The sequence below is a fragment of the Flavobacterium antarcticum DSM 19726 genome (genome assembly GCF_000419685.1).
In the GTDB taxonomy this organism is placed as follows: domain Bacteria; phylum Bacteroidota; class Bacteroidia; order Flavobacteriales; family Flavobacteriaceae; genus Flavobacterium; species Flavobacterium antarcticum.
On the sequence record NZ_ATTM01000002.1, the window covers coordinates 20,874 to 47,338 of the forward strand.

Genomic DNA, 26,465 nt, shown 5'->3' on the forward strand with positions numbered 1-26,465 from the left:
TTATTTTTTAAAGTTTGAAATACCTTCCCGTAACCACATTTTATATTCTTCTACTTCTGGTGTGTAACCTACAGGAGTATTCAAGTTTTCTTCGTCGTGGCCCATTAAAATATAATACGGCTGAATGTTTGCTTTGTATTTTGTAATTGCAAAGTCACTCCACTTTTTTCCATATGTATTAATTTCTTTACCATTTGCAGTTGTATAAACATCGTCTTTTGGCAAAGGAGTGCGATCATCAACATACAGTGAAATCAATACTACTTCATCCTTTAAGATGGATAAAATTTCAGGCTTAGACCATACTTTTTCTTCCATTCTACGGCAATTTACACAAGTAACACCTGTAAAATCAATCATTACGGGTTTGTTTACTTTTTTGGCGTAAGCCAAACCTTCGTCATAATTATGAAAAGCAACAATATTATGTGGACCGTATTGTGCATGCTCTGGTAAAGTTCCGGTTGTTGTACTTGCAGCTCCTGCATTTTTAAAACCTACGCCATCAGGACTTTCACTGTAACTCATTGGAGGTGGGAAACCACTAATAATGTTCAAAGGGGCACCCCAAAGACCTGGAATCAAATAAATTGTAAAGGTAAGTGTTAGCAATCCTAATAATAGTCTTCCCACTGAAATATTAGATAGGGGACTGTCGTGTGGCAATGTAATTTTTCCTAGTAAATAAAGCGCTAGACCTCCAAAAATTGCGATCCAAACGGCAAGGAATGTTTCTCGTTCTAACAAATGCCAATCCATAACTAAATCGGCCATCGATAAGAATTTAAACGCCAATGCTAATTCAATAAAACCAAATACAACTTTAACGGTATTCAACCATCCACCTGACTTTGGTAAATTGCCCATCATACTTGGGAACAAAGCAAATATTACAAAAGGAAATGCCAATCCTACGCCAAAACCAAGCATTGCAATTGTCAGTAATGTTGCACCACCATCTGTAGATAAAACACCACCAATTACAGCTCCTAAAGCTGGACCTGTGCATGAAAATGAAACAATGATTAAGGTCAATGCCATGAAGAAAATTCCAGCAAAACCGCCTTTGTTTGAGGCATTGTCCACTTTGTTTGCTAACGAAGAAGGCATTGTTATTTCAAAAGCACCTAAAAACGAGATAGCAAATACTAGGAATATGATAAAGAAAAATATATTCAAGTAGGGATTTGTAGAAATTTCATAAAAAATATCCGGACTCAAGCTCTGAAAGATATGGAATGGCAATGAGATCAGTACATAAATCATGATGATGAAGAAACCGTACATCAATGCATTCATTCTTCCTTTTTTCTTGTCTCCAGCAGCACTTTGTTTTAAGAAAAAGCTTACTGTCATAGGAATCATAGGGAAGACACAAGGTGTGAATGTTACTAAAATTCCTGCGAAAAGAGTTCCTAGAAATAGCAACCAAAGATTAATTTCTTCTGATTTTTTTTCTTTCACTACTGGTGCAACTGCATCATTTTCCGTTGAGGCAACTTCCACTTTAACTTCTGTATTTTGTGTCGTTGCAGTATCTACAGTAGTTTCTGCGATAGGAACTATAGTTTCTACAGTCGAATTATCTGCTGGTGTAACGGCTGCTTTTTCAGTAATTTTTATAGGTGGTAAGTTGAATGTCAGCGTTTTGTCTTGCTGAATACATTGTTCTTTACATACTTGGTAGTAAAGGTCAACTTTTATGGTTTTTAAATTTGGATTTGTAACTTTTACAATTTGCTTAAATTGAGCTGTTTTTGCAAAATAATATTCATCCACTTCAAAAATATCATTAAAGACTTTTTTGTACGGGCTTTCTTTTGTTTTTCCTACAGTAGTATAATTTCCCTTAGCATCTTTGAATGTAAATTCTAATGGTTGTGCACCACCTTCCGGAGTATATTGCGAATAAACGTGCCATTCATTTTCAATGGTGGCCTCCATGACTAACTCAAATTCGGTGTCTGATTTTTGAATAACTTTAGTTTTCCATTTTACAGGATCTAAAATTTGAGCAGATAACGAATGCACTGCAAAAAAAGCGAGTAGTAGATAGATTAATTTTCTCATTATATTAAATCAATTTGTAATATGTTGTTGGTTGCATTATTAATTTTAAATCGCTCATCAGCTCTTATTCCAACAATCCAGACTATTTCAGTTCCGGAACATAAAAGCCAAGCATTTTCTTTCTCGATGCGTGAAAGTTTATCGTCTTTAAAAAGTTTACTTACTTTCTTAGATTTTCCATTCATGCCTAAGGGTTGAAAAACATCGCCACTTTTCCAACGTCTTAATGTCAGAGGATAATTTAATTTTTCATCGTCGACAAATATAGTCGTATTTGTGCTATAAAAAGGTTTTGTAATTTTACAAAAAAGCAGTTTTATGTGAAAATTAACTTCTGACGTTCCTCTATTAATACGAAGCTCAGAATCAATACCCTTACTTTTTGGTGCAATAATTAAAAAGTTTCTATTTTTTAGTAACTGGTAGTTTTCAGAAAAAATTTGTTTTCCTGTTTCGGCTTCCGCCAAATTATTAATATCTTCCCAAGCCGTAAATCCCAGCGGATGAAGCCACTGATATAAATACGCTTTAAAATTGGGCAACTGTTTTAATTCTGTGATGTTGATTTTTTTATAATCCAGTTCATCTTCTACTACTTTTTTATAAACAATTCGAGAAGCGTCGTAAACTAACGATTTTGCTTGTTGCAAATTTTCTAAGGTTTGCTGAAACGAATTGGAAAAAGACGGATTAATTTCCCGTAAAATAGGAGTGAGGTGGTGTCTGATTTTATTTCGAATGTAATAATCGGTAGCGTTTGAAGCGTCTTCGCGCCAATTAATATTGTTTTCATTCGCATAATTCAGGATTTCATTTCTATCAAAACACAACAAGGGTCGAATGGTTTTTTCATTTTGTAATGGAATTCCCGTCAAACCATCAATTCCTGTTCCACGAGAAAGATTGATTAAGAACGTCTCAATGCTATCGTCTAAATGATGTGCGGTTGCAACAAAATCATATTTTTGAGATTCAAGAATTTCGTAAAAATATTCGTAGCGTAATTTTCGTGCAGCAATTTGTGTGGATAATTTGAAATCTTTGGAGAAAGCCTGGGTATCAAAACTTGTTGTGAAAAAAGGAATGTTAAAGGAGTCGCAATACTTTTCAACAAATTTTTGGTCTAAATCACTTTGCTCATTTCGAAGTTTAAAATTGCAATGTGCGATTCCAAAACTGATTTCACTTCGACGGAATAAATCGACTAAAACCATACTGTCAATTCCGCCACTAACCGCCAAAAGAATTTTTTTAGTTTTGATTTCAGGGAAATGTTCTAAAAGTGTGTTGTGGAATTTCGAATGCATTTTCAAAAGTACTAAAATTAATAGTTACAGCAATTCTTTGTCATTTAAAACCAGTCGCATCGCCCGCGCTTTTAATAAACATTCTTCGTATTCTTTTTCAGGTTCCGATTTTGAAGTAATGGCACTTCCAACAGAAAAAGACACGTACTTTTTAGCTTCATTGTAGAGAATACTTCTGATGACTACGTTGAAATCAAAATCATTTTCAGGTGTAAAATAACCGATCGCACCGCTGTACAAACCTCTTTTTGTCTCTTCCAACTCTTCAATAATCTTCATCGCCGAAATTTTTGGAGCTCCTGTCATACTTCCCATTGGAAATGTCGTTTTTAAAACATCTACAGCTGAAAATTCTGGTTTTACTAAAGAACTTATCGTCGAAATCATTTGATGTACTTGCAAGAAAGAGTAAACCTGACACAATTCTTCCACAACTACACTGTCTTTTTGTGCTGTTTTTGACAAATCATTTCTGACTAAATCGACAATCATAATGTTTTCAGCACGTTCTTTTGGATCATTTGCCAAGTTTGTCTTGCTTAAATTATCTTCGATCTGATCGCTAAAACGTTTTGAAGTTCCTTTTATGGGTTGTGAAATACATTTTTCTGCTATCTTCTTTAAATACCGTTCGGGGGAAGCTGAAATTGCAAAATGCTTGTTATTCTTATAAAAAGATGAAAAAGGTGCTTTTGAAATTTCATTCAATGATTCGAAAGTTGCTGCAGGATTTATAATGGTTTCTAGTGCAAAAAATTCCATACAGAAATTGGCTTCATACAAAGTTCCGTTTTGGATGTAATCAAGCATTTTAGTTACTTTCTCAATATATGCCGGTTTTGAAACTTGCTGTTGAATGGAAATCTCATTTTGAAAAGTCTGCTTTAAAATTTCGAAGTGAATGATTTCTTGATAATCAGATTCCATTTCGTCATTACAAACATTGAGATACTTCAATTCTAATTGATTCCCTTTTAAAAAAAGAATTTTTTTAGGTTGAAAAAAGAACAAATCTGGAAAATCTAATTCGTCTTTGTTTTGTGAAACTAGTTTTTCAGTATCATTTTTCAAATCGTACGAAAAATAACCAAAAAGCCAATCTTTTGTGATGGTTTGGTACACATTTAAATCGTCAAAAGCATTTGTATAGTCGGTTTGAATTGCGGTAAATGCGTCAACGGCAACAATGCAATCGTAAGAGGAGTAGGTAGAATCATTCTCATTAGAATCTAAAAAAATGATTTCTCTAAATTGTTGTGACCATTGCAACAACTGCTTTTTCAGCAGCGTTGGATTTTCAATAGTTTGGGTTAATGCAGTTCTCAATTTTAGTACAGTTTTAAAATTCAAATTTACATCAAAACATTTTACAAAAAAAAACTCCTCAAATGATTGAGGAGTTTAAGTATAAAGTTGTTTTTAAAACTATTGTTTCAAGAACTTTTTAGTTACTGATTTGTCACCTGATTTAATGTTGATTAAATACATTCCAGCTGATAAGTCATTTACATTAATTTGTGCATCAGACACATTGCTGAACGATTTAGTAAATACTTCACGACCGTTTAAGTCAACGATTTGAACAGCGTTAATAGTGTCAGAACCATTCGTTGCAACGTTTAATAAATCTGTTGCAGGGTTAGGATAAACAGAGATAACGTTCGTTTCAACTGAAACAAAATCATTCACTCCTAATAATGTATTTGTTGCAGAAGCTCTAGCTACGTAGTTATCAAATAACATGTTTGAAGTTACTGTATTTGCAGGTACTGGAGGCACAGCTGTTGCATTTGCACCTACAACCACTTGAACGAAATCTACTTCATTAGGAACCATATTTGGAATCCAGTTTACAGCAGGTAATCCATTTGGAGTTGCTGTAGGACTTGTTTTCCACATCGTTTCTCCTGTTATAGTATTGTAAGAACACCCAATTGTATACCAAGTATTAGCATTTAAAATTAAAGGAGTTGCTCCTAAAGTTATTAAAAATGTACCATTACTAGCGCCATTTTTTAAATAGGCAACTCCACCAAGTACTCTAGTATTGGTAGTATATACAAAACCAACTATTGTTCTAGAAGTAACAACTGTTCCAACTGTCTCATCACCATAAGCTCTCATTCCAATTTGAGTTCTACTGTCCGTTACTGGTCCTGTGAAGAAATCATATTCTACTTCAATGATGTTATTTCCTGTAGTTCTTGATGCCCATGAAGCGTCTAAACCATCTTTCCACATAAAACGTTGCCCTTTGTCTCCATTAGGACTTGTAATTTGTAATCCTTGGGTCGAACCATTTCCAGTTGCAACAACTTGATAATTGTTTGCTGCTGAATTTGTTGATGTTGTTGGTGCAGCACCATCTGAAGAAAATGTTAACCAGCTTCCTTGTCCAATTGTAGTACCTGTAATATCTGTTCCAATGTTTCCAATCGTAAGAGCATTAAAACTCTCCGTTTGCAAAGTTTGAGAAAAAGCAATTGTCGATGCTGACAAAGCTAAAGTAAGTAGAATTCTTTTCATTTTATTTAGTTTTATAATTCGAATCAAAAATAATCAAAAAAATGAACAAACAATACGCAAAATGTTAAATTTTTATAAGAATTTTACGAGTTAAATATTTGTGGTCTATTTTAAGCAGTACTACTTTAAAATATGCATGCTCAATATCTTATAAACTTGATTAATATTATCGCCTCCTTTACCAAATTGTTTTTTAATGGGTAAATCTTCATGGGAAAGCCAAATTTTCAATTCAGCATCCATATCCATTATTCCAGCACTTTCTTTTGAGAATTTCTTGATACTTGAATAAGGAATTGACAAATATTCTACTTTCGTTCCCACCATTTGTTTCTCCGCAAGAATTAAACGTTTGTTTGTAAAGATAAACATGTCTCTAATAACTTTAAAAGCGCCTTCAATTTCTTCTCCTTCAATTAATAAAGGTCGAAATTCATTCTCCACATCTTGCTGATTTGCTTCTGAAGCATTTCCTAAAATCGCATTAAATAATCCCATAGTTTGTTTTTTTTTACGTTGCGTATTATCGGTCAAATCTAAATATATTTTCGTCTGTATTTTTACCTAAATACATATCTTTTATCATTTCGGCTGCAATTACGCTAAAAGTAATTCCGTTTCCACCGTAGCCAAGAGCAAAATACATATTGGGATGTTTTTTATGTTCGCCAATAAACGGCAAACCGTCTTTGGTTTCGCCAAATGTACCGCACCAGTAAAAATCCATTTCTATTTTACTTTTTGGAAAAAACTCTTTAAAACGTTTTAAAATGTCTTCGTTCTTTTTGTCCATCAAAGCATCTCGTTTCTTTGGGTTTTGGAAAGGTTCGTCAAAACCGCCAACCATTATTCGGTTGTCTACCGTCGTCCGAATATAAATATAAGGTCGAGCCGTTTCCCAAATCAGACATTTTTCGTTCCATAAATCGTCAGGATGCATCGGCTGACTCACTAGGACGTAAGTAGAATGAAGTTGCATTACCTTTTCGTCCAATAAAGTTTCCGATTCAAATCCTGGTGCGGCAACAATTTTTTTAGCTTTTATTGAAATCTTCTTGTCCGTTGTCGCAGTTATGGAATCCTTCGTTGATTTTATTTTTTTAATATCCGTATGGCTGTATACATCTAATCCAGAATGTTCGCGATGGTAATCTAAAATTGCTTGACACAATTTATAAGTATCTACTTGTGCAGATTCATTATTATACAATGCTGCTTTTCGTTTGATGTCGTATTTTGACACCAATTCCTTTTCCGATAAATATTCCACGGGCAAACCGTGTTTTTTTCTCGTTTCAAATTCAAGTTCTAAATCTTTTTTACCTTTCGCATCGGAAGCAATATATAACGAAGGAACACGTTGAAAATCGACCTTAATTTTTAGCTTTTTAATTATCTTTTCCAAAGTTGAAATGGATTCTAAACACATTTTATAAGCTTTAACTGCTTCTTTTTCTCCTACTTTTTCAATTAGATCATAAAGGAAAATGTCGATTTCATATTGCAACTGGGCCGTACTTGCAGTTGTGCTTCCCGTAGATTCCATTCTCCGGTCTACGATGACACATTTGACGTTGTTTTCACATAAAAAGTGTGCTACTAAAGCACCAGTTATTCCTGATCCTATGATCAGCACTTCCGTTTCAATGTCTTTTTCGAGACGTTTATAATTTTCTGACAAACCATTTTTTATGAGCCAAAAAGGCAATCCTGATTTTAAATCCATAGTTTTTTTTATTTTAAAATTAATTTAAAAATTGCTCTTTGTATCTAAATTTAAAAAAAATTAAGAAAATATTTACAAATTAGTTTTTGAGTTGAAAAAATCACTAATTTTAAATTAATTTAAAGTATACGCCATGTTAGTAAAAGTTTTTGGAAGTGCGGTTTTTGGAGTAGAAGCTACCACAATTACCATTGAAGTTAATATTGATAAAGGAATTGGCTACCACCTCGTGGGTTTACCAGACAACGCCATTAAAGAAAGCAGTTACCGAATTGCCGCTGCGTTAAAAAATAATGGCTACGAATTACCCGGAAAAAAAATCATCATCAATTTGGCTCCAGCCGATTTACGAAAAGAAGGTTCGGCTTACGATTTACCTTTAGCAATGGGAATATTAGTTGCTTCAGGACAATTGAAAACAGAGGAAATCGATAAATACATTATTATGGGCGAACTTTCGCTCGACGGCGGTTTACAACCCATAAAAGGAGCCTTACCAATAGCTATAAAAGCTAAGGAAGAAGGTTATAAAGGATTTTTTCTACCCATTCAAAATGCAAAAGAAGCAGCGATAGTTTCTGATTTAAACGTTTTTGGAATTGAAAATATTAAAGAAATAATCGATTTTTTCAACGGAAAGAGTACACTTGAACCAACCGTATTTGATACGCGGAAAGAATTTTACAAAACGTTAGATTTTCCAGAATTCGACTTTAGCGATGTCAAGGGACAAGAATCTATAAAAAGATGTATGGAAATTGCCGCGGCAGGAGGTCACAACATTATTTTAATTGGGCCACCTGGTGCCGGAAAAACAATGTTGGCTAAAAGATTACCAAGTATTTTACCGCCAATGACATTAAAAGAAGCTTTGGAAACAACCAAAATTCACAGTGTTGCTGGAAAGTTAAAAGAAGTGGGTCTGATGAATCAACGGCCGTTTAGAAGTCCACACCATACCATATCTAACGTGGCGCTTGTTGGCGGTGGAAGTTATCCTCAACCAGGAGAAATTTCCATGGCACACAACGGCGTTTTATTTTTAGACGAATTACCAGAATTCAAACGCGATGTGTTAGAAGTAATGCGTCAACCTTTAGAAGACCGCGAAGTTACGATTTCTAGAGCTAAATTCACCATTACCTATCCGTCATCGTTTATGTTAGTGGCGAGTATGAATCCAAGTCCGAGTGGATTTTTTAACGATCCAAGCGCTCCATCGACTTCGTCTCCTTATGAAATGCAACGTTATTTAAGCAAAATTTCAGGCCCTTTATTAGACCGAATTGACATTCACATTGAAGTAACTCCCGTACCTTTTGAAAAGCTTTCTGATAAAAATAAAGCAGAATCAAGCGTTACAATTAGGGAAAGAGTCACGAAAGCACGAGAATTACAAACCCTTCGTTTCGAAAGTTCAGAAAAAGTCAATTACAATGCTCAAATGACTTCAAAACAAATTCGAGAATATTGTGCTTTGGACGACACCTCAAACCAACTTTTAAAAACCGCAATGGAACGGCTGAATTTATCCGCTCGAGCCTACGACCGAATTTTAAAAGTTTCGAGAACTATTTCCGACTTGGCGAATTCTCAAAACATTGAATCAATCCACATTGCCGAAGCAATTCAATACCGAAGTTTAGACCGCGACGGCTGGCTCGGGTAATTTAAAGCGACTTCGTAAACGTTTTTCTACGTTTATTAATAATTGGATCAAAATGTTTCCAAATTGCATGAATCGCAGTGTTTTCCAGTAATTCAGGTGTTCGGATACAATCCGTAATTCCTTTTTGAGTAAAAGTGTCGTAGTATTGTTTAAAAATAATTGCCGTAACTCCTTTGTTCTGATATTCTGGAGCAATTCCAATTAAATAGAACAATACTGTTTTACTGTGTTTTTTAGCTTTCAGCATGTGGTAGAAACCAAATGGAAAAAGTTTTCCATTCGCTTTTTTCAATGCTTCGGAGAAGTCGGGCATTACGATCCCAAAAGCAATCAATTTATTGTTTTCATCAAAAATAAATTTGATGTATTCCGGATTTATTAAACTTATATATTTTTTTTTGAAATACTCTTTTTGCAAATCAGTGATGGCTACAAAAGAAGCTAAAACAGAATACGCATTGTTGAATAAATCAAACATTTCGTCAACGTACGGCATCACATCTTTGATTTTTGTAAAATCTTTCGAATGTAATTTATATCTTTTTTTGATCAGCACTTCTGCTTTTTCAAATAAAGCGGGATTCACATTTGAGAACGGAAATATACTTTCAATGTATTCTTTTTCAGGAGTGTAACCTAGTTTTTCTAAATGTTCAATATAATAAGGGAAATTGTACCATGTAATCATGTTTCCCATTTGATCGAAGCCATGAGTTAAAACGCCAACTTTGTCTAAGTTTGAAAATCCCATCGGGCCTTCAACGAATTCAAGACTATTTTGTTGTCCCAATTCATAAACCTTTTCTAAGAGCGCTTTTGTGACGTCAAGATTGTCGATGACATCCCACCAGCCAAAACGCACCTTCTTTTTCCCTTGTGTTTTGACCTCGTCCCAATTGATAATTGCCGCAATTCTACCTACTATTTTATTGTTTTGGTAGGCCAAATAAAAATGTGCATCTGCATTTTCAAACAATGGATTCTGCTGTTTGTCAAACGAATTTACCTCATCATTAATTAAGGGTGGAACCCAATTCGGCTCATTTTTATACAGTTCGAATGGGAATTTTACAAATTCAGTGATTTCAGCTTTAGTTTTGGCTTCTTTTATCGTTATCATTATGGTTTTTCTACTTCAATTGTTTCTACTTCGTCCTTGCGTTTCTTCTTGTCTTTTTTATCTTTTTTGTCCTTATCTTTTCCATCTTCTTTTCCACTGCGGATTAAAATTGGTTTGTAATTTTTATCAAAACGCCAGGACAAACCGATTCCGCCAACCAATATCGAAGGTGTATCTTTAAAATTCCCTCCTATTGAAGCATCCACTTGGATATTCTCTTTAATCAAATATGCGGCACCAGCTCTTAAAACAGAATCAGAATAAAAATCGCTTTTGAATCCTTGATTTTCAATAAATCCCGACCACTTCTCATTAAATCCTTTCGTTAGAGTTACAATGTAACCATAACTCGGGAATTCTGATGTAACCCGATCGGCAATAATATTCGTTACAAATACATAACCACCGCTGAATTGATTTTGAGTAATAACCATCAATTTAGGAGAAATCGATGCTTCGTTTTCAGGTAAATAAATGCTGTTAAAATTCAAATTTGCACCTGCATAAACACCAACAGCAGGAATAAATTGACGCCATTTGAATCTATGATTTGCTTTCCAACTTAGAATATTAACTTTTTCCTCATAATTTTTAAAAGGATCATAAATCAAATATTTCGCTCCAACAGTTATTTTTTTAAAATCACCTCTGTTTTCTGTTCCTAAACCGGTTTGAAATTGATCCCATTGGTGTTTTAATTCTATATTAAATTCTAATTGTTCTAAAAAAGCACCATACCGCAACGCTAAATCTACTCCGAAACCATTTGTTTTGGTACCCAATAAACTGTGTTCTTCTCTTGTTCCGTAAAATCCGGTTTCTGCTTGAAAAACAGTTTGTCCAACTGAAAATGCAGCTTGAGATTCACCAGGTCGGTTGGAATTTATTACGTCCGTATATTGTGCATTTGCAGAACATACGGTTAAAAAGGGAAGTAGTAAGAGTGCGTTTTTTAGTAGATTCGTCATAATATCAAATTTTTTGAATGCATTCAAACCCAAAAGTACTGTATTTTATTAATAATTTATGAATGATAATTTACTTTTAAAATGCAAAATGGCTAATTTTGCAAAATAATTTTGTCAAAATTTTAGTATAGAAATGGATACAGCATCTTCAACAGGATTAATAAAAACAATCGTTTACCTCATAATTGCTTATTATGTGGTAAAATTCTTAGCACGATTGTTTTTTCCAATTGTAGTGCGAAAAGTAGTTTCAAAAGCGGAAGAATCTTTTAAACAACAATACCAGTCAGCTCAACAAAATTATAATAATAATCCACAACCCAATCGTTCCGTTAAGGATGAAATTATTTTAGAAACGGGTAAATCGAATAATCCTAAATCAACCAAAAAAGTAGGAGAGTACGTAGATTATGAAGAAATTGAGTAAGTTTGCATGATCCTATTTTCATAAAGTATTATTTTTATGAATTATAGCGTTGGAAACCTTAATTTTAAGCTGTATCAATGAAATTTTTGAATAAGTTTTATCCCCATCTTTTAGCCTTTTTTGGATTTGTAATCATCTCACTTTTCTATTTTTATCCTGTTTTGCAAGGCAAAGCATTGTCGCAGTCTGATATTGTGCAATATACAGGAATGGCAAAAGAGCAAAACGACTTTCGCGCTGCTGAAAATACCGAACCTTTTTGGACAAATTCTGCGTTTGGTGGAATGCCAACGTACCAAATGGGGGCGAATTATCCAAATGATTACATAGGTGCTTTAGATGATTTCTTACGATTTTTACCACGACCTGCCGATTATTTATTTTTATACTTTCTGGGATTTTATGGTTTACTGTTAGTCTTAAAAGTAGATCCTTTAAAAGCCTTTTTTGGTGCATTAGCTTTCGGGTTTTCCACTTACATGATTATCATTTTAGGGGTTGGTCACAATGCAAAAGCCCATGCAATTGCGTATATGCCTTTGGTTCTAGCAGGCGTATTATTGGTTTTCAGGAAAAAATATGTGGCTGGAGGAATTCTCACAATGATTGCAGCTGCTTTAGAAATTAATGCGAATCATTTTCAAATGACGTATTATTTGTTGATTTTACTGCTTATCATCACAATTTTCTACAGTTACCAATTTATAAAAAGTAAAGAATACAAACCACTTTTAACTGCTTTTGGAATTTTTCTTATTGCAGGAATCTTTGCTATTGGAGCGAATGCTACGAATTTATTAGCAACCGCTGAATATACGGATTTCAGTATGCGTGGAAAAAGCGAATTGACTTTTAACCCGGACGGAAGTAAAAACGAAACTACTTCTGCAATGGATTATGACTATATCACTGAATACAGTTATGGAATTGCTGAAAGTTTAAACCTAATTGCTCCACGTTTATTTGGTGGTGGAAATTCTGAAAAGCTTGGAAAGGAATCACACGTTTTTGAATTTATATCTAAAAAAGGCGCTTCGCCAAATGAAGCTTTAGATTTTACGCATAATTACGGAGCTACTTATTGGGGAGACCAACCGATCGTTGCTGCTCCAGCGTATCTTGGTGCGGTAGTTTTTATGCTTTTCGTTTTGGCAATGTTCGTTGATAAACGTAAAATTAAATATGCTTTTTTAATTGGTGCTATTTTTACATTAATGCTTTCTTGGGGAAAAAATTTCGCATTTCTAACCAATATATTTATTGATCTGGTTCCGATGTACGACAAGTTTAGAGCTGTTTCTTCTATTCAAGTGATCGTTGAATTATGCATTCCCTTGTTAGCAATAATGGGCTTGCAGTCGTTCTTCAAAGCCGATAAAAAGGAGCAACTTGAAGGGTTAAAAAAGACAGCAATGGTTTCAGTTGGAGTAGTAGTGCTTTTATTTGGCGCCAAATTCCTATTTGATTTTGCAGGACCAATTGACGCGCGTTTGCAACAAATGTTTGCACAAATTGGTGATCCAACATTTTCAAATGAGTTTATAGATGCGTTGCGCAACGACCGAAAAAACATGTATTCGGCAGATTTACTTCGTTCAGGGGTTCTGATAGTAGTTGCTTTGGGAATCTTGTGGTTTTATACGAAAGATAAATTATCACAAGTGACGACAGTCGTTTTAGTTGGTGTTTTTATGGTAGGTGATTTAGTACTTGTTGACCGTAATTACGTTGATACTTCAGGGTTTGTTTCCGCTAGAGAGGTTCGAGAGCCGTTCCAACCTACACAGTCTGATTTGCAAATATTAGAAGACACTTCGCACTTTCGAGTATATGAAGTCAATGGTCGTTTGCAAGCGCGAACTTCTTATTTTCATAAGTCATTATCGGGTTATAGTGCCGTTCGTCCAAGAAGAATGGATCAAATTTTCAATTACCAAATCGACAATGGAAACATGGAAGTCCTAAACATGTTGAATACAAAATACGTGATTCAAGTGGATGATAAAAACCAAGAATTTCCCGCATTGAACGACAAAGCAAATGGAAATGCATGGTTTGTGAAAACAGTGAAATTTGTTACTTCTGCTGATGAAGAGATGAAAGCTTTAGACAAATTTGACAGTAAAAATGAAGCTATTGTTAACAATAAAGAGTTTACGATTAGTACGGAGACTTCGTATCAACGCGATAGTTTGGCACAAATAAAATTGATTGAATACAAACCTAATTTCATTAAATACACCACTGAAAACGCAAACAAAGGCGTAGCTGTTTTCTCTGAAATTTACTATCCGAAAGGATGGATTGCAACAATTGATGGTAAAGAAGTGCCTATTTTCAGAACCGATTATACGTTACGTGGTTTAGAAATTCCTGCAGGAAAACATACGGTAGAATTCAAATTTGAACCGCAAGTCGTAAAAACGGGAAGCACAATTGTATTGATTAGTGGTTTAGGAATGTTACTTTTAATTGCAGGTGGAATTTATTTTGAAAATAAAAGACGCACCAAGAATAATTTAGTCTAATTCGATTTTCAATAATATTTAATTTTTTGACGTGTGAAAAAAGTCCTCATCATCGCTTATTACTGGCCACCTTCCGGAGGTCCTGGCGTTCAGCGGTGGTTGAAATTCGTCAAGTATTTACCTGAAAACGGAATCGAACCGCATGTGTACGTTCCAGAAAACCCAACGTATCCCATTATAGATCTTGAGTTAGAAAAAGAGGTTTCTGCAAAAGCAATTGTAATTAAGCAAAGAATCTTCGAACCGTATGGTTTAGCTTCTTTTTTTTCAAAGAAAAACACTCAAAAAATCAGTTCAGGAATTATTCCCAATGAACGAAAACAATCCTTTTTACAGAAGATGTTGCTGTATGTTCGTGGAAATGCTTTTATTCCCGATGCTCGTGTTTTATGGGTAAAACCTTCGATTAAATTTCTCGAAAAGTATATTCAAGAACATAAAATTGATACCATTATAACGACGGGACCGCCTCACAGTATGCATTTAATAGGTTTAGGTCTGAAACAGAAATTAGCCGTAAAATGGATTGCTGATTTTCGCGATCCATGGACGACAATTGGCTATCACAGTGAACTGAAACTATCAGCAAGTTCGCAAAAAAAACACACCGATTTAGAATCAAAAGTACTGAATACGGCTGATTCCATTTTGGTTACAAGTGCAACAACTAAGAAGGAATTTCAATTGGTTACGACGAAGTCTGTTCACGTGATTACAAATGGGTACGATGTCGAGAAAATTGAAAAACTTCTTTTAGATGAGAAGTTCACATTAGCACATATTGGTTCCTTTCTTTCGCAAAGAAATCCACGAATTTTATGGAAATGTTTGAAAGAAATCATCAAGGAAAATCCTTCATTTAAAAGTGATTTTCAATTGAAATTAATAGGATCTGTTAGTCAGGAGGTTTTAGAAACCATTTCGGAATTCAGATTGGATTCTTTTGTTAATAACCTTGGGTATGTTTCCCACAATGAAGCCGTTTCGCAACAACGATCTTCTCAGGTTCTATTATTGATCGAAATTAATTCAGAAGCAACGAAAAATATTATTCCCGGAAAATTATTTGAATACATGGTCTCTGAACGTCCAATTTTAGCGTTAGGACCTGAGAATTCAGATTTTGAACAGATTATTAAATCTACAAATACGGGTGTTTTTCATCAATACGATGAATATGATGAGTTGAAACAAACGATTTTAGCGTTCTACGAAAAGTATAAAAGCAATGCGTTAAAAGTACAAGCGGTAGGTTTGCAACAATACAGTCGGAAGAATTTGACGAAACAATTGGCTGAAATAATCCATTCCAAAAAGTAAATTTTTATGGGAATTGTATTAAATCAGTCAGCTAAAAACATTGCAGTTACTTATTTGGGTTTCGGAATTGGTGCTGTAAATGCACTTTTTTTATACACGAGTTTTCTTGGCAAAACAAATTACGGAATTGTAGCTTTTCTATTGTCTGCTGGAAATGTCATGATGCCTTTGATGGCTTTTGGCGTTCACAGCACATTGATTCGATTTTATGCCAAATATAAAGACGAATTGGAGCGGGAACGCTTCATGAGTTTCATGCTTTTAATGCCGTTGCTGTTGATTATTCCCATTTCTATCATCGCCTTTTTTGGCTATGATTTAATTATCTCATTACTTCCAGCAAAAAATGAATTAGCGGAGCCTTATTTGTGGCTGATTCCTATAATAGGCTTGTTCATGGGCTACTTTGAAATCTTTTATGCATGGGTAAAAGTCCACATGAAGTCGGTTTTTGGAAACTTTATCAGTGAAGTTTTCGTCCGTGTCATTACCACAGGTTTGCTTTTTATGGTTTATTTCAAAATGATTGAAATTACAACTTTCATATACGGAATTACGCTTGCTTACGGCTTCCAGATGTTGGCCATGATGGGTTATGCCGTTTATTTAAAAAAGCCGAAATTTCATTTTGTCCTACCAGAAAACACGAAGGAAATCTTCAATTATTCCTTTTTTATCATCTTGTCAGGAAGCGTTGCAGTTTTTCTATTGGATTTAGATAAGCTCATGATTCCTTATTATACGGGTCCTGAACAAGTGGCTGTTTATTCAGTTGGGATTTTTATTGCTACTGTAATTGCTGTTCCAAGCCGTGCGATGTTGCAAATTATTTATCCCATTACGGCAAAGTTAATGAGCGAAAATAAAATGCAAGAATTGGACGTTTTATATAAAAAGAGCGCGATCAACTTGCAGGTTTTTGGTGGTTTGATTTTAGTAGGTATCTTTTTAAACATCAATCAAATGTACCTCGTTATTCCTGACGATTACAGCGGTGGGTTAATGGCGGTATTCCTAATTGGAATAGCCAAATTCTACGATGTCATTTTAGGAAACAACAACGCAATTTTATTAAATACAAAGTATTACCGAATGGTTTTACTTTTTGGAGTGGTGCTTGTGCTAATGATGGTGGGTTTAAACATGTTTTTGATTCCGCTTTATGGCATTACCGGAAGTGCTTTGGCAACGTTGATTTCAGTTGTTTTTTACAATACCATCAAGCTTTTATTCATTGTAAAGAAAATGGATTTGTTTCCGTTTGGACCTACAACATTAAAATCTTTTGGCATAATCGCAGTTATTTTAGCGGTCTTCTATTTTTGGGAATTTCCTTTTGAACCATTGATTAATATCATTTTAAAGTCAATTTTGATAACTATTGCTTATGTGTATTTGAATTACAGATTCAAAATTTCCACTGATATCAATGAGTTGGTAGATGGATTGTGGAAGAAGTATGTTAGGTAAAATTATTTTGTGTAAAACAGCTAATTTTCTACTTCTTCAACAGCTGTATTTTTTCCCTCGCAAAAGCTTTAGTATCGTCATTGCCATGTAAGATTGTCTTTTCGTAATATTCAATAGCCTTTGCTTTGTTTCCAATGAGATTATAACCGTGAGCGATATTAGCCAGCACAATGTAATCTTTCGGATTTGTTTTCTCTGCTTTTAATAAAATTTCAATTCCTTTGTCATATTGTTTCGTCAGGAAATAAGTAATTGAAAGATTTGACATACTTTCAATATTATCCGGGTAAATTGCTAAAATTGACGAAGCGATCCGCTGCATATTACTTAACAATGCATCATCTTCTGTATTGTAAAGTTGCAGTTGGTAACTTTGAATCGACGAAAGCATAAAACCTTTACCATCTTGTTTTTCTTCGTTATTCGTCCATAACCATTTGTTACTATTGGTTTTTGAATAGTTAACAGTGTTTATTATTTCATTCGTAAATTCTTCCCAGTTTTCAACTGTACCTAAAGCATAAATTTTTCCAAACCGCATATCTAGCCGATTGGGATGAAGTGTAATTCCTTTGTCTATTTTTAGAAATGCATTTCTTAGATTATTAGCATCATAATAAATCTTGCTTCCCATGTATCCAGCAGTTTGGTTTAAACTATCTCTTAAAGCAAAACTTTCGCCATCTGGTTGTTGTTTCGTTAAACTGACTACTTCTTTTTTAGCAAGACGGAAGTAATAATTATAGAAACTTGTAAAAAGTTCCGGGTTTTTCGGCGAAGATTTTTCCCAAGAATTCAAAATTTTTAACTGTTCTAAAGTATCATTTGCACGGAAAGCTTCGCCAAATTCTTGCTGGAAATTTTGTGACATCGAAAGATTACATAGCGCTAAAAATAGAATCGTAAAAATGATTTTCATGTGGTGTACTTTAATTCTGAGAAATGTTATTGGCTTTTAAAATTGTATCAAACTTTGCAATTTGATCTTTTGCTTTAAACTCATTGTATAAATTTTGAATCAGTTTTTCGGCATCCGTTCTGTAAGGTGAATTATGACTTATGTATAAATTATAGGCTTTACAAATATTATCTAATGCCTTCTCATAATCTTTTAAATTTTGATAATAAACGACGCCTTTTCCATAAAAAACTTCTGGATTATCTGGTTCTACTTTCTCTAATTCGCCATACGATTCAATCGCTTTCTTGTAATTCTTTTTGCTGATATAAACCACAGGCAAGTTTTGCAATGCAGTTATTCCTTTCGGATCTAATTTCAACGATGTTTTATAAGCTTTCAGCGCTTCGTCAAAATTTCCTAATTTCCTGTTGCAGATTCCGATATTATCCCAAGCAAATACAAATTCTGGATCAAACAAAACTGCTCTTTGATAGAATGGTAGTGCTTTCTCATAGTTGTTTTCTCTGATAAATGCATTTCCCTTATTATATTCGGCAATTGCCAATGAATTAGTAGAAACCGATTTTTGGCCTTCCTTATTATTCATCGCTGTAACTGATTTTATTGCAGGACAAGTTGCCATTAATTCGCGCTCTATTTCGTAATAATACTTTTTAAAATCTTCTGAATCAGGATTGTTCGCTAATGTAATTTCTAAATTTTCTCCTTCCTTCATACTTCCAACATTCTCTTGCACTGAATTTAATAATTCGCCTATTTTTACAGTAGTTTGGTAACCAACAACTTGTTTATCTATACAGTGTTTTACTTCAACAGCCGTTTCTTTTGCGTTTTTATTCTGAATTGAGATAGAATCAATGCACGTGCAACTTATAGCAACGTTTTCAGCTAACGCCTTTTCTTTTGAAAACGATTCTTTTAAAACGTTGTTTTCTACTCCATTTACTGGTTTGTCCTCTTTTGTAACTTGACTGAATGCAGTGATTGAGATCAGAAGAATGATAAGGAATGAAAGTCTTTTCATGGTTTTTAATTTAGCTTTTATTGAAATTGAAATCCTTTCGTAAGAAAATCTCCCAACTTTAATAATAATGATTGTGATAAACGAAAATACAATTGATATCAATGCGTTATTTGATAAGCAGTGGAAGAAGTATTTCCCTAGAAAAGTAAAGTAATTACAAGTTTTCTTAGAATATTGAATAGCCTACAATCAGTGAACTTGTACCATAGCTTGAACCCCAAAACGCGTAAGTGGATAATGGTTCTCTCGTTTGATATCTAAATTCTACACTGTACTTATCATATAATTTATATCCAAACCCGAATGCATAATTATCATGTGCTTCAATTTCAAGAGAATCAAGAAGCGAATCATCCGCTCTAGTGAAATCAATGGTTGATTTTGAACTGAAATCAAGTACGATTGAAGCGTTCAAAAACAGCTTGGAATTGCTATTCAGAAAAAAATAATGTCTTAAACTTATCGGAAGGTCTATTGATGTGTAATCAATTTTTGTGGTAAACTGTCCACCAACAACATCAACTGAAGCAGTCGTTTTTTCTGACTTGAAATTTTGATAGGTTGGTTCTACCGCAATGGACCATTTGTTTTTATTAAAAGGCAAAATAAATTCAGCTTCCAAACCAAATCCAAAGCCCACTTTATTACCAAAATCAACACTTCTATTGTTTGTCATTGAATTTTCTATGGACAGCGAAGAGCTATTAATGCGGGGTCTGAAAGTTATATTCAAGAAATCACGCTTCTGTTTTGGTGCAAAATCAATTAATGCAACATCATTGCAAGCGCTGTATTCTGAAAAATAGCGAACTAAATCCTTCTTGTTGTACTTGATATTTTCAACCTTATCTATTGTGAAGTTGCTGCACTTTAAATCGTTCCAAAGTTGTTCTCTAAATGCATTATTTGTGGCGATTTGATTATCTGCTGTCAAATATTTTTTGAATATTAATTGTTCAACCGTCCCATTTTTTTTACTGTAAAAGTACCTTATTATGTTCTCATCTACATATTGAAATAAAGTTGATTTGCCTTCAACAATCACCTTTAGAAAAAGTTCTTCTTGAATAAATTGGGGATCATTATTCTTGCTCATTTTAGTCAAATCATTTTTTGATTTGTCAATGTTTACTTTTGCTTTGACATACTTAAAAACGCCCGAAATCCCAAATTCTAACGCCGTCTTAACCGTTCCTTTTTTAGATTCCCCTTCTTCTGTTAAACGATATTCAAAGTCAGTAGGATTTTTTCTAGAATCCATATTTTTTATAAGGCACTGCACTCTCTGATTAGAATTATCAATGTAATAGCCTTGTTCAAAAATAATTTGCGAAAAACTGCTCATCGAAAAGAATAGAGTGACAAGAAATAGTAATTTTTTTAGCATCTGTGGTAAATTTCTGGTTTGTTGGTTTTTAGTTACTTGTTATAAACTTGTGCAAATTAAATCATTTATTGCGACGGATTATTATTTTGTCTAAAATAAATAATACAAATTTCCATCATTGTAAAACTGATTTTACTGAATAGCAGTACATTTCATTTAGAAAGTAATTAATATAAATAAAAAAAGGCAAATCGAACCTAGTTGGTTCGATTTGCCTTCAAAAAGTTAAAAAGGAAGTTTAGTTCACTCCAATATTGCCTTGAGCAACGATTGTTCCTAATGCTTCCGCACTTAAATGTACATTTACATATCCATTTGTAGTCAGTACGTCGCTGTATCCAAAAGCGGTTTGATTGTCTAATTTGGACACATTTGTTTTACTCATTCCAGTATCTCCGTTTACAGGATTAAAAGTAAATGTAATAGCTCCAGGTGAAGTTGCAACGCTTCCCATGTGAATGTGTGCTGGATGCATTCCACCAGCTGGTGTATTTACAATATTTAATACAGCAAGTGCGTCTCCGTTTTTACGCTCAAAGAAAGTAGCAGTTCCATTAATTCCCGGAACATCTTTCTCATTTAAAACATACGCTTTTGAAGTACCTGTCAATTCGTTTTGTCCGATATCTCCTTGCGCTACAATAGTTCCAAGTTCTGTTGCACTTAAATGTACGTTGATGTAACCATTAAAGTCAAGAATTTGGTCAAAAGTTACTGCAGTTCCATTGTCTAGCTTTGAAAATGTTACTGTACTGAAACCTGTTGTGCCATTTACTGTGCCTAAAGTGATTGCAATGTCTCCACCTTCCGCAGCAGTATTGAAATGTATATGAGCTGGATGCATTCCTCCATCAGGAGTTCCATTAAGTTTCAACTCTACTGTTGTAGAATTATCTGCGTTTTCAATAAACGTTGCAGTTCCAGAAATACTAGGAACAGCTACTGAGCTTAGTGCAAACACTTTTTTCTGACCCACGAATGTGTTGGTGTCGTCGTCGCTACAAGATGTAACTAGTGCTACACCCATAAATAGAATCATTAGATTTTTTAAATTTTTCATTTTTGAATTTTTAATTAGTAAAATTTGTTTAACAAAAATATAAAACAATTAAACAAAATCAAAACTATAATCATAAATAAAATATAAATTTTTAATTAGAAAATTACAGTGATGTAAAGTTTTATAAAACTGAAGTTGAAATAGGTCTGTAATTTGAAAGGTTTCGTAGAAAAAAAAGTGATGGTAAACGTAATTTATTGTTTGGTAATTTTAGAGAAAGTAATGGTTGCGACTTCGAACAGAGTTTTAAATCGTTATTTAAGTGTAGTAAACCCCGATAGTTGATTAGTTAATTTACAAAATTACGCGAAAGGATTCGCGCGATAGCGGTGTCAAACAAGTTAACTCTTGTAATATAACTCAATTCTCCAATTTGTGGTATCTAAAAATCCGTTTACAATATAATAATTAGGCATTATTGCAAAACTTACTTCTAATTTATTTCCATCATAAGCTCCAAATTCTACATTCTCAATGTCATATTCCAGTTCGAAGAATGTTATGTTGAAATTTTTATCCATTGTGCCAATTTGACAATAGTCGGCAACTACAAATTTTTCTTTTGTCGGTGTTTCAGCTATTATTTGCAAGTCGGTTTGTTCGTCGTAAAAGAGAACTTCTCTTTTCTCAATATCTAAAATATATAGGCCATCACTTGTTAGTACTGCAACTTGATTTATTTTTTCTGCGACTGCTATTTTTTTCGGTTCACCAGGAAATGCTCCAACCCATTCCTTTCCGTTATTTGTTATAAATTTTGCCCAACTCCATATTGGACTTTTCGAAAGGGCATTTAAGTCGAAAGTCTTTTCTTCGTATGCTCCAGAAATTGGTTGATTTATAAATTCAGCATTCATTTTTTAATTGTGGTTTGATGTGCTGAGAAGTCAGAGACATTCGCAGAGCGCGGTGGATTGGAACGAAACTTCGGAGAGCTGGTTTTTATACGATAATGAGATTATATGGTAATGCTGAAATAGATTTTTTTAAATGTAGTTTTTGGGGTGATTCAGGTTCTAAAGATTAATTGTAATTAGTGAGACTTGGGATAGTGGTGATTGTCAAAAGCGAAGCGCTCTCGCTAGCGTTGTATGTTAGTTTCTTCGATAAAGTTTATCAAGTATTCTTTACTTTCGCAGGCAATTTTACTTTGAGAATAATCCAGATTAGCCATATTAAATTTTTCCACTGTACTTGAATTGCAATAAGAAATACAAGAATCAGGCTTGTTTTTGCCAAATAGCTTTTCAGAATGAAAATGAATGTAAATTTTACTGCTCAACGGAATACCGATATAAGCAATTTCTTCAATATCAGGATTAAAATATTTATTAATTTTTGCTCTTGATGTTGCGGCAGCGATATCTGGAATTATATAATAGTCATTTTCATCTTTTGGAATTTCAATATTAAAAATAAGATTTCCCATTAGGGCAAGTATTTTGTCAGCTGTTTTTGAATAATCTAATAAATTACTGTACTTGGTAACTTTTCTGAATTCAAAAACTTCATCAACTCGCTGCTTAAATTCTGTAGTTGCATTCTTGGTAATCTCGTTAAAGGTATTAAATAGAGAATCGTCTATTTGCTTTTTATAACGTGGAGTTCTCATGTCTGCAATTATCCCGTATTTTGCAAAATAAGTTAATGCAGCTTCAACGTGGATAGTAAATTTTTGATGCTCTATAAATGAAATTATCACTTGATAATGTTTACTAAAATCATTTTCAAAATGATTATTTAAATCATTTTCTAAACTTTCATGTTCAACATTTCCTTTATTAAACCTTGAATTTAAATATTTTTCGCTGAAAAGAGTTTTTGTTGTTGTTTTACTAAAAAAATTATTTTTGAGTTTATCGTAAACAAAAATTTTACCTTCACAAAGATTGAAAAAATTTTTAAGATGAACTTGTGAAACGTAATGATGATTTAGCGGTACGTTCATAGATGAATGTATAGAATAAATAATAAACTTTCACAAGTTTACAATTTTTTAAATAAAATCTCCCTACAACTTCCCCTTCAAATACTTCCCAGTCACACTCTTCTTATTCTTCATCACGTCTTCAGGCGTTCCTTCGGCAAGAATATAACCGCCGTTTTCGCCACCTTCGGGACCTAAATCAATAATCCAGTCGGCACATTTTATTAAATCCAAGTTGTGTTCAATCACGATAACCGAGTGTCCTTTCTCAATCAAAGCATTAAAGGAAGCCAACAATTTCTTGATGTCGTGAAAGTGTAATCCTGTGGTAGGTTCGTCAAAAACAAACAAGGCTTTCTGCTTTGTCGTTCCTTTTACTAGAAAAGTAGCCAACTTAATTCGCTGTGCTTCACCACCCGAAAGAGTAGAGGAGGATTGACCCAATTGTACATATCCCAAACCTACATCCTGAAGTGGTTGTAGTTTTTGCATAATTTTTGTTTCATTATTTGCAGTGAAAAATGCAACGGCATCGTCAACCGTCATTGTCAAAATATCATCAATGTTTTTTCCTTGAAACTGCACTTCTAACACTTCTTTTTTGAAACGTTTTCCGTTACATACTTCACACGGAAGCGAAACATCTGCCATAAAAACCATTTCCACATTGATGGTTCCTTCGCCTTTACAGGTTTCGCAACGACCGCCATCTACGTTAAACGAAAAATGTTTGGCTTGATAACCTCTAATTTTAGACAACTTTTGTTTGGCAAACAACTCCCTAATATCATCATACGCCTTAATATACGTCACCGGATTGGACCGCGAGCTTCGACCAATTGGGTTTTGGTCAATGTATTCTATGTGATGAATTTGGTGGTAATAACCTCGCAATTCAGTAAACTGACCGGCTTTTTCACCCATTCCGTCCAACTGCTTTTGCATCGCTGGAAAGAGAATTTTCTTGACCAACGTACTTTTTCCACTTCCTGAAACACCCGTGATTACCGTCAGCATTTCCAATGGAAATTTGACATCCACGTTTTTCAAGTTGTTTTCACGAGCGCCTAAAATTTCAATATAACTTTTAGAAGTTCTGCGTTTTTTTGGCACTGAAATTTCTAATTCGCCGTTCAAATATTTTGCCGTCAACGAATCTGATTTTAAAATTTCGTCATAAGTTCCTTGAGCGACTAATTCGCCACCAAAAGTTCCCGCTTCCGGACCGATATCAATAATCATATCAGCCGCTTTCATAATATCTTCATCGTGTTCTACCACAATTACGGTATTTCCTAAAGCTTTTAAATCTTCTAAAACGTGAATCAAACGCTCGGTGTCTTTGGGATGCAAACCAATACTCGGCTCGTCCAAAATATACATCGAACCCACCAAACTACTTCCCAAAGAGGTAGCAAGATTAATACGTTGCGACTCACCACCCGAAAGCGAAGCCGAATTTCTATTCAAAGTCAAATAATCTAATCCAACATTCACCAAAAAACTCAAACGGTTGTTTATTTCCAATAAAAGTCGTTTCGCCACTTGCTGGTCAAATTCGGATAATTCCAATGTCGGAAAGAAGTTTGCTAAATGTTTGATGGGCATATCCACCAAATCCGAAATTGTTTTCCCTGCAATTTTCACATAAGAAGCTTCGGGACGCAAACGTTTGCCTTTGCAAGCGTAACATTTGGTTTTTCCACGATACCGCGAAAGCATCACGCGATTTTGGATTTTATAATTTTTTTCTTCTAATTCTTTAAAGAAAGCGTGTAAACCTGTAAAGTGTTTATTTCCATTCCAAAGCAGTTCTTTATGTTCTTCGGTAAGTTCAAAATAAGGTTTGTGAATGGGGAAATCAAACAAGTAAGCACTGTTGACCAATTGGTCTTTGTACCAACTCATACTTTCGCCACGCCAAGCGTAAACAGCATTTTCATATATTGATAATGAAGTATTTGGAATGACCAACTCCGCATCAATGCCAATTATATTTCCGTAACCGCCACAAACTGGGCAAGCACCATACGGATTATTAAAGCTAAATAAATGGACATTTGGTTCTAAAAAATCAATTCCGTCTAACTCAAATCTATTGCTGTAGGTAAATCGTTTTGCTGATTCTACTTCTTGCAAATACGAAACGCCTTTTCCTTCAAAAAACGAAGTTTGAATCGCATCAGACAATCGATTGTAGAATTCTTCTTCTTCCTTAACCACTATTCGGTCGATGATTAAAAGTACTTCAGATTTCTTAACTTTCTTGATTTTTTCAATTGCTTCCGCAAAATCATCTAAACGAACCGCTTCATTATTTACCAAAATTCTAGAGAAACCCTGTTGCAATAAAACACCTAATTTCTCTTCTAAAGTTCGACCTTTCTCGATATGTATGGGCGAAAGCAAAAGCCATCGACTTCCAATTTCAAAATTTTTCACTTGATTTACCACGTCCGTTACGGTATCTTTTTTCACTTCTAAACCTGAAATAGGAGAGAAGGTCTTTCCAATTCTGGCGTAAAGTAATTTCAAGTAATCGTAAATTTCAGTAGAAGTTCCCACCGTCGAACGCGCATTCGTGGTGTTTACTTTTTGCTCAATAGCAATTGCGGGAGCGATACCTTTAATGTATTCCACTTTTGGCTTGTCTAAACGACCAAGAAATTGTCGTGCATACGAAGACAAACTTTCTACATAACGCCGTTGACCTTCGGCATATAAAGTGTCAAAAGCCAAACTCGATTTCCCCGAACCGGACAAACCTGTAATGACTACTAATTTATTTCGCGGAATAGCAACATCCAAGTTCTTTAAATTGTGAACTTGAGCGCCTTTTATAATGATATTTTTTCGAGGGTCTAATTTAGAAATGTCAGTCTTCATAGTAAATACGTGCAATTTTCACAAAGATAATCAATTCGAGTTTTAAATTAATACAAGTGCTTTATCAACTTTTTCACTGACTTTCTTGTTTTAAAACACTGTTAAAAGAATCTTTTATTGCATGAAAA

20 protein-coding genes are annotated in these 26,465 nt (G+C 34.1%); 5 read left to right on the forward strand and 15 right to left on the reverse strand.

Features of this window, described 5'->3' with window-relative positions:
• The 6 genes from YWA_RS0103100 to YWA_RS0103125 form a co-directional block, all read right to left on the reverse strand.
• Positions 1–2,070 (reverse strand): protein-disulfide reductase DsbD family protein, encoded by a 2,070-nt coding sequence (locus tag YWA_RS0103100; RefSeq protein ID WP_022827032.1) that lies wholly within the window; start codon positions 2,068–2,070, stop codon positions 1–3.
• A complete protein-coding gene (gene tilS / locus YWA_RS0103105) occupies positions 2,070–3,377 on the reverse strand; it encodes a tRNA lysidine(34) synthetase TilS (RefSeq protein WP_022827033.1) in 1,308 nt (435 codons plus the stop codon). The genes YWA_RS0103100 and tilS overlap by 1 nt, the downstream gene beginning before the upstream one ends.
• A 24-nt stretch (positions 3,378–3,401) precedes the next feature.
• A complete protein-coding gene (locus tag YWA_RS0103110) occupies positions 3,402–4,703 on the reverse strand; it encodes an anthranilate synthase component I family protein (protein WP_026718539.1) in 1,302 nt (433 codons plus the stop codon).
• Positions 4,704–4,802: 99 nt separating this feature from the next.
• A complete protein-coding gene (locus YWA_RS0103115) occupies positions 4,803–5,903 on the reverse strand; it encodes a T9SS type A sorting domain-containing protein (protein WP_022827035.1) in 1,101 nt (366 codons plus the stop codon).
• A 120-nt stretch (positions 5,904–6,023) separates the two neighbouring features.
• Positions 6,024–6,401, reverse strand: a complete 378-nt coding sequence (locus tag YWA_RS0103120) for a PH domain-containing protein (protein ID WP_026718540.1) — start codon at positions 6,399–6,401, stop codon at positions 6,024–6,026.
• Positions 6,402–6,426: 25 nt separating this feature from the next.
• Entirely contained in the window at positions 6,427–7,629 is a 1,203-nt protein-coding gene (locus tag YWA_RS0103125; protein WP_022827037.1) for an NAD(P)/FAD-dependent oxidoreductase, read from the reverse strand.
• Positions 7,630–7,762: 133 nt separating this feature from the next.
• On the opposite strand from YWA_RS0103125, the gene YWA_RS0103130 reads away from it, so the two are divergent.
• The gene (locus tag YWA_RS0103130) at positions 7,763–9,298 is read left to right on the forward strand and encodes a YifB family Mg chelatase-like AAA ATPase (RefSeq protein ID WP_022827038.1); all 1,536 of its coding nucleotides are present in this window, start codon (positions 7,763–7,765) and stop codon (positions 9,296–9,298) included.
• Position 9,299: 1 nt separating this feature from the next.
• On the opposite strand, the gene YWA_RS0103135 is transcribed toward YWA_RS0103130, so the two are convergent.
• Entirely contained in the window at positions 9,300–10,418 is a 1,119-nt protein-coding gene (locus YWA_RS0103135) for a hypothetical protein (RefSeq protein ID WP_022827039.1), read from the reverse strand.
• Positions 10,418–11,386 carry a transporter gene (locus tag YWA_RS0103140; protein WP_022827040.1) on the reverse strand — a complete coding sequence of 323 codons (969 nt, stop codon included), beginning with the start codon at positions 11,384–11,386 and terminating at the stop codon, positions 10,418–10,420. Before YWA_RS0103140 ends, YWA_RS0103135 begins: the two co-directional genes overlap by 1 nt.
• 133 nt (positions 11,387–11,519) lie before the next feature.
• Between YWA_RS0103140 and YWA_RS0103145 the strand changes: the two genes are divergently transcribed.
• The 4 genes from YWA_RS0103145 (at position 11,520) to YWA_RS0103160 (ending at position 17,131) form a co-directional block, all read left to right on the forward strand.
• Positions 11,520–11,813 (forward strand): DUF4834 family protein, encoded by a 294-nt coding sequence (locus tag YWA_RS0103145; protein ID WP_022827041.1) that lies wholly within the window; start codon positions 11,520–11,522, stop codon positions 11,811–11,813.
• Positions 11,814–11,890: 77 nt separating this feature from the next.
• The gene (locus YWA_RS0103150) at positions 11,891–14,341 is read left to right on the forward strand and encodes a YfhO family protein (RefSeq protein ID WP_022827042.1); all 2,451 of its coding nucleotides are present in this window, start codon (positions 11,891–11,893) and stop codon (positions 14,339–14,341) included.
• A gap of 33 nt (positions 14,342–14,374) precedes the next feature.
• The gene (locus tag YWA_RS0103155) at positions 14,375–15,661 is read left to right on the forward strand and encodes a glycosyltransferase family 4 protein (RefSeq protein WP_022827043.1); all 1,287 of its coding nucleotides are present in this window, start codon (positions 14,375–14,377) and stop codon (positions 15,659–15,661) included.
• A 6-nt stretch (positions 15,662–15,667) separates the two neighbouring features.
• Positions 15,668–17,131 (forward strand): oligosaccharide flippase family protein, encoded by a 1,464-nt coding sequence (locus YWA_RS0103160; protein WP_022827044.1) that lies wholly within the window; start codon positions 15,668–15,670, stop codon positions 17,129–17,131.
• Positions 17,132–17,159: 28 nt separating this feature from the next.
• Here YWA_RS0103160 and YWA_RS0103165 read toward each other — a convergent pair whose 3' ends face one another.
• The 7 genes from YWA_RS0103165 to uvrA all read right to left on the reverse strand — a co-directional run bounded on the left by YWA_RS0103165 (position 17,160) and on the right by uvrA (position 26,337).
• Entirely contained in the window at positions 17,160–18,050 is an 891-nt protein-coding gene (locus YWA_RS0103165; protein WP_022827045.1) for a tetratricopeptide repeat protein, read from the reverse strand.
• A 10-nt stretch (positions 18,051–18,060) separates the two neighbouring features.
• Positions 18,061–19,077, reverse strand: coding sequence for a tetratricopeptide repeat protein (locus tag YWA_RS15285; protein ID WP_022827046.1), 1,017 nt, complete (start codon positions 19,075–19,077; stop codon positions 18,061–18,063).
• A gap of 166 nt (positions 19,078–19,243) precedes the next feature.
• The gene (locus YWA_RS0103175; protein ID WP_211214217.1) at positions 19,244–20,338 is read right to left on the reverse strand and encodes a porin family protein; all 1,095 of its coding nucleotides are present in this window, start codon (positions 20,336–20,338) and stop codon (positions 19,244–19,246) included.
• Positions 20,339–20,702: 364 nt separating this feature from the next.
• Complete coding sequence (locus YWA_RS0103180; protein WP_040472093.1) at positions 20,703–21,524, reverse strand: SRPBCC family protein; 822 nt, start codon at positions 21,522–21,524, stop codon at positions 20,703–20,705.
• A 341-nt stretch (positions 21,525–21,865) separates the two neighbouring features.
• Entirely contained in the window at positions 21,866–22,381 is a 516-nt protein-coding gene (locus YWA_RS0103190) for a hypothetical protein (RefSeq protein ID WP_022827050.1), read from the reverse strand.
• A gap of 224 nt (positions 22,382–22,605) precedes the next feature.
• Positions 22,606–23,472, reverse strand: coding sequence for a DUF4238 domain-containing protein (locus tag YWA_RS0103195; RefSeq protein WP_022827051.1), 867 nt, complete (start codon positions 23,470–23,472; stop codon positions 22,606–22,608).
• 63 nt (positions 23,473–23,535) lie between these two features.
• Entirely contained in the window at positions 23,536–26,337 is a 2,802-nt protein-coding gene (uvrA, locus tag YWA_RS0103200; protein ID WP_022827052.1) for an excinuclease ABC subunit UvrA, read from the reverse strand.
• Positions 26,338–26,465 lie beyond the last annotated feature (128 nt).

Coding starts and splice junctions, on each gene's coding strand:
- YWA_RS0103125 (WP_022827037.1), bottom strand. CDS start 7,629: ATGGATTTAAAATCAGGATTGCCTTTTTGGCTCATAAAAAATGGTTTG.
- YWA_RS0103165 (WP_022827045.1), bottom strand. CDS start 18,050: ATGAAAATCATTTTTACGATTCTATTTTTAGCGCTATGTAATCTTTCG.
- YWA_RS0103130 (WP_022827038.1), top strand. CDS start 7,763: ATGTTAGTAAAAGTTTTTGGAAGTGCGGTTTTTGGAGTAGAAGCTACC.
- uvrA (WP_022827052.1), bottom strand. CDS start 26,337: ATGAAGACTGACATTTCTAAATTAGACCCTCGAAAAAATATCATTATA.
- YWA_RS0103180 (WP_040472093.1), bottom strand. CDS start 21,524: ATGAAAAATTTAAAAAATCTAATGATTCTATTTATGGGTGTAGCACTA.
- YWA_RS0103150 (WP_022827042.1), top strand. CDS start 11,891: ATGAAATTTTTGAATAAGTTTTATCCCCATCTTTTAGCCTTTTTTGGA.
- YWA_RS0103195 (WP_022827051.1), bottom strand. CDS start 23,472: ATGAACGTACCGCTAAATCATCATTACGTTTCACAAGTTCATCTTAAA.
- YWA_RS0103120 (WP_026718540.1), bottom strand. CDS start 6,401: ATGGGATTATTTAATGCGATTTTAGGAAATGCTTCAGAAGCAAATCAG.
- YWA_RS0103145 (WP_022827041.1), top strand. CDS start 11,520: ATGGATACAGCATCTTCAACAGGATTAATAAAAACAATCGTTTACCTC.
- YWA_RS0103175 (WP_211214217.1), bottom strand. CDS start 20,338: ATGGATTCTAGAAAAAATCCTACTGACTTTGAATATCGTTTAACAGAA.
- YWA_RS0103115 (WP_022827035.1), bottom strand. CDS start 5,903: ATGAAAAGAATTCTACTTACTTTAGCTTTGTCAGCATCGACAATTGCT.
- tilS (WP_022827033.1), bottom strand. CDS start 3,377: ATGCATTCGAAATTCCACAACACACTTTTAGAACATTTCCCTGAAATC.
- YWA_RS15285 (WP_022827046.1), bottom strand. CDS start 19,077: ATGAAAAGACTTTCATTCCTTATCATTCTTCTGATCTCAATCACTGCA.
- YWA_RS0103100 (WP_022827032.1), bottom strand. CDS start 2,070: ATGAGAAAATTAATCTATCTACTACTCGCTTTTTTTGCAGTGCATTCG.
- YWA_RS0103160 (WP_022827044.1), top strand. CDS start 15,668: ATGGGAATTGTATTAAATCAGTCAGCTAAAAACATTGCAGTTACTTAT.
- YWA_RS0103140 (WP_022827040.1), bottom strand. CDS start 11,386: ATGACGAATCTACTAAAAAACGCACTCTTACTACTTCCCTTTTTAACC.
- YWA_RS0103190 (WP_022827050.1), bottom strand. CDS start 22,381: ATGAATGCTGAATTTATAAATCAACCAATTTCTGGAGCATACGAAGAA.
- YWA_RS0103135 (WP_022827039.1), bottom strand. CDS start 10,418: ATGATAACGATAAAAGAAGCCAAAACTAAAGCTGAAATCACTGAATTT.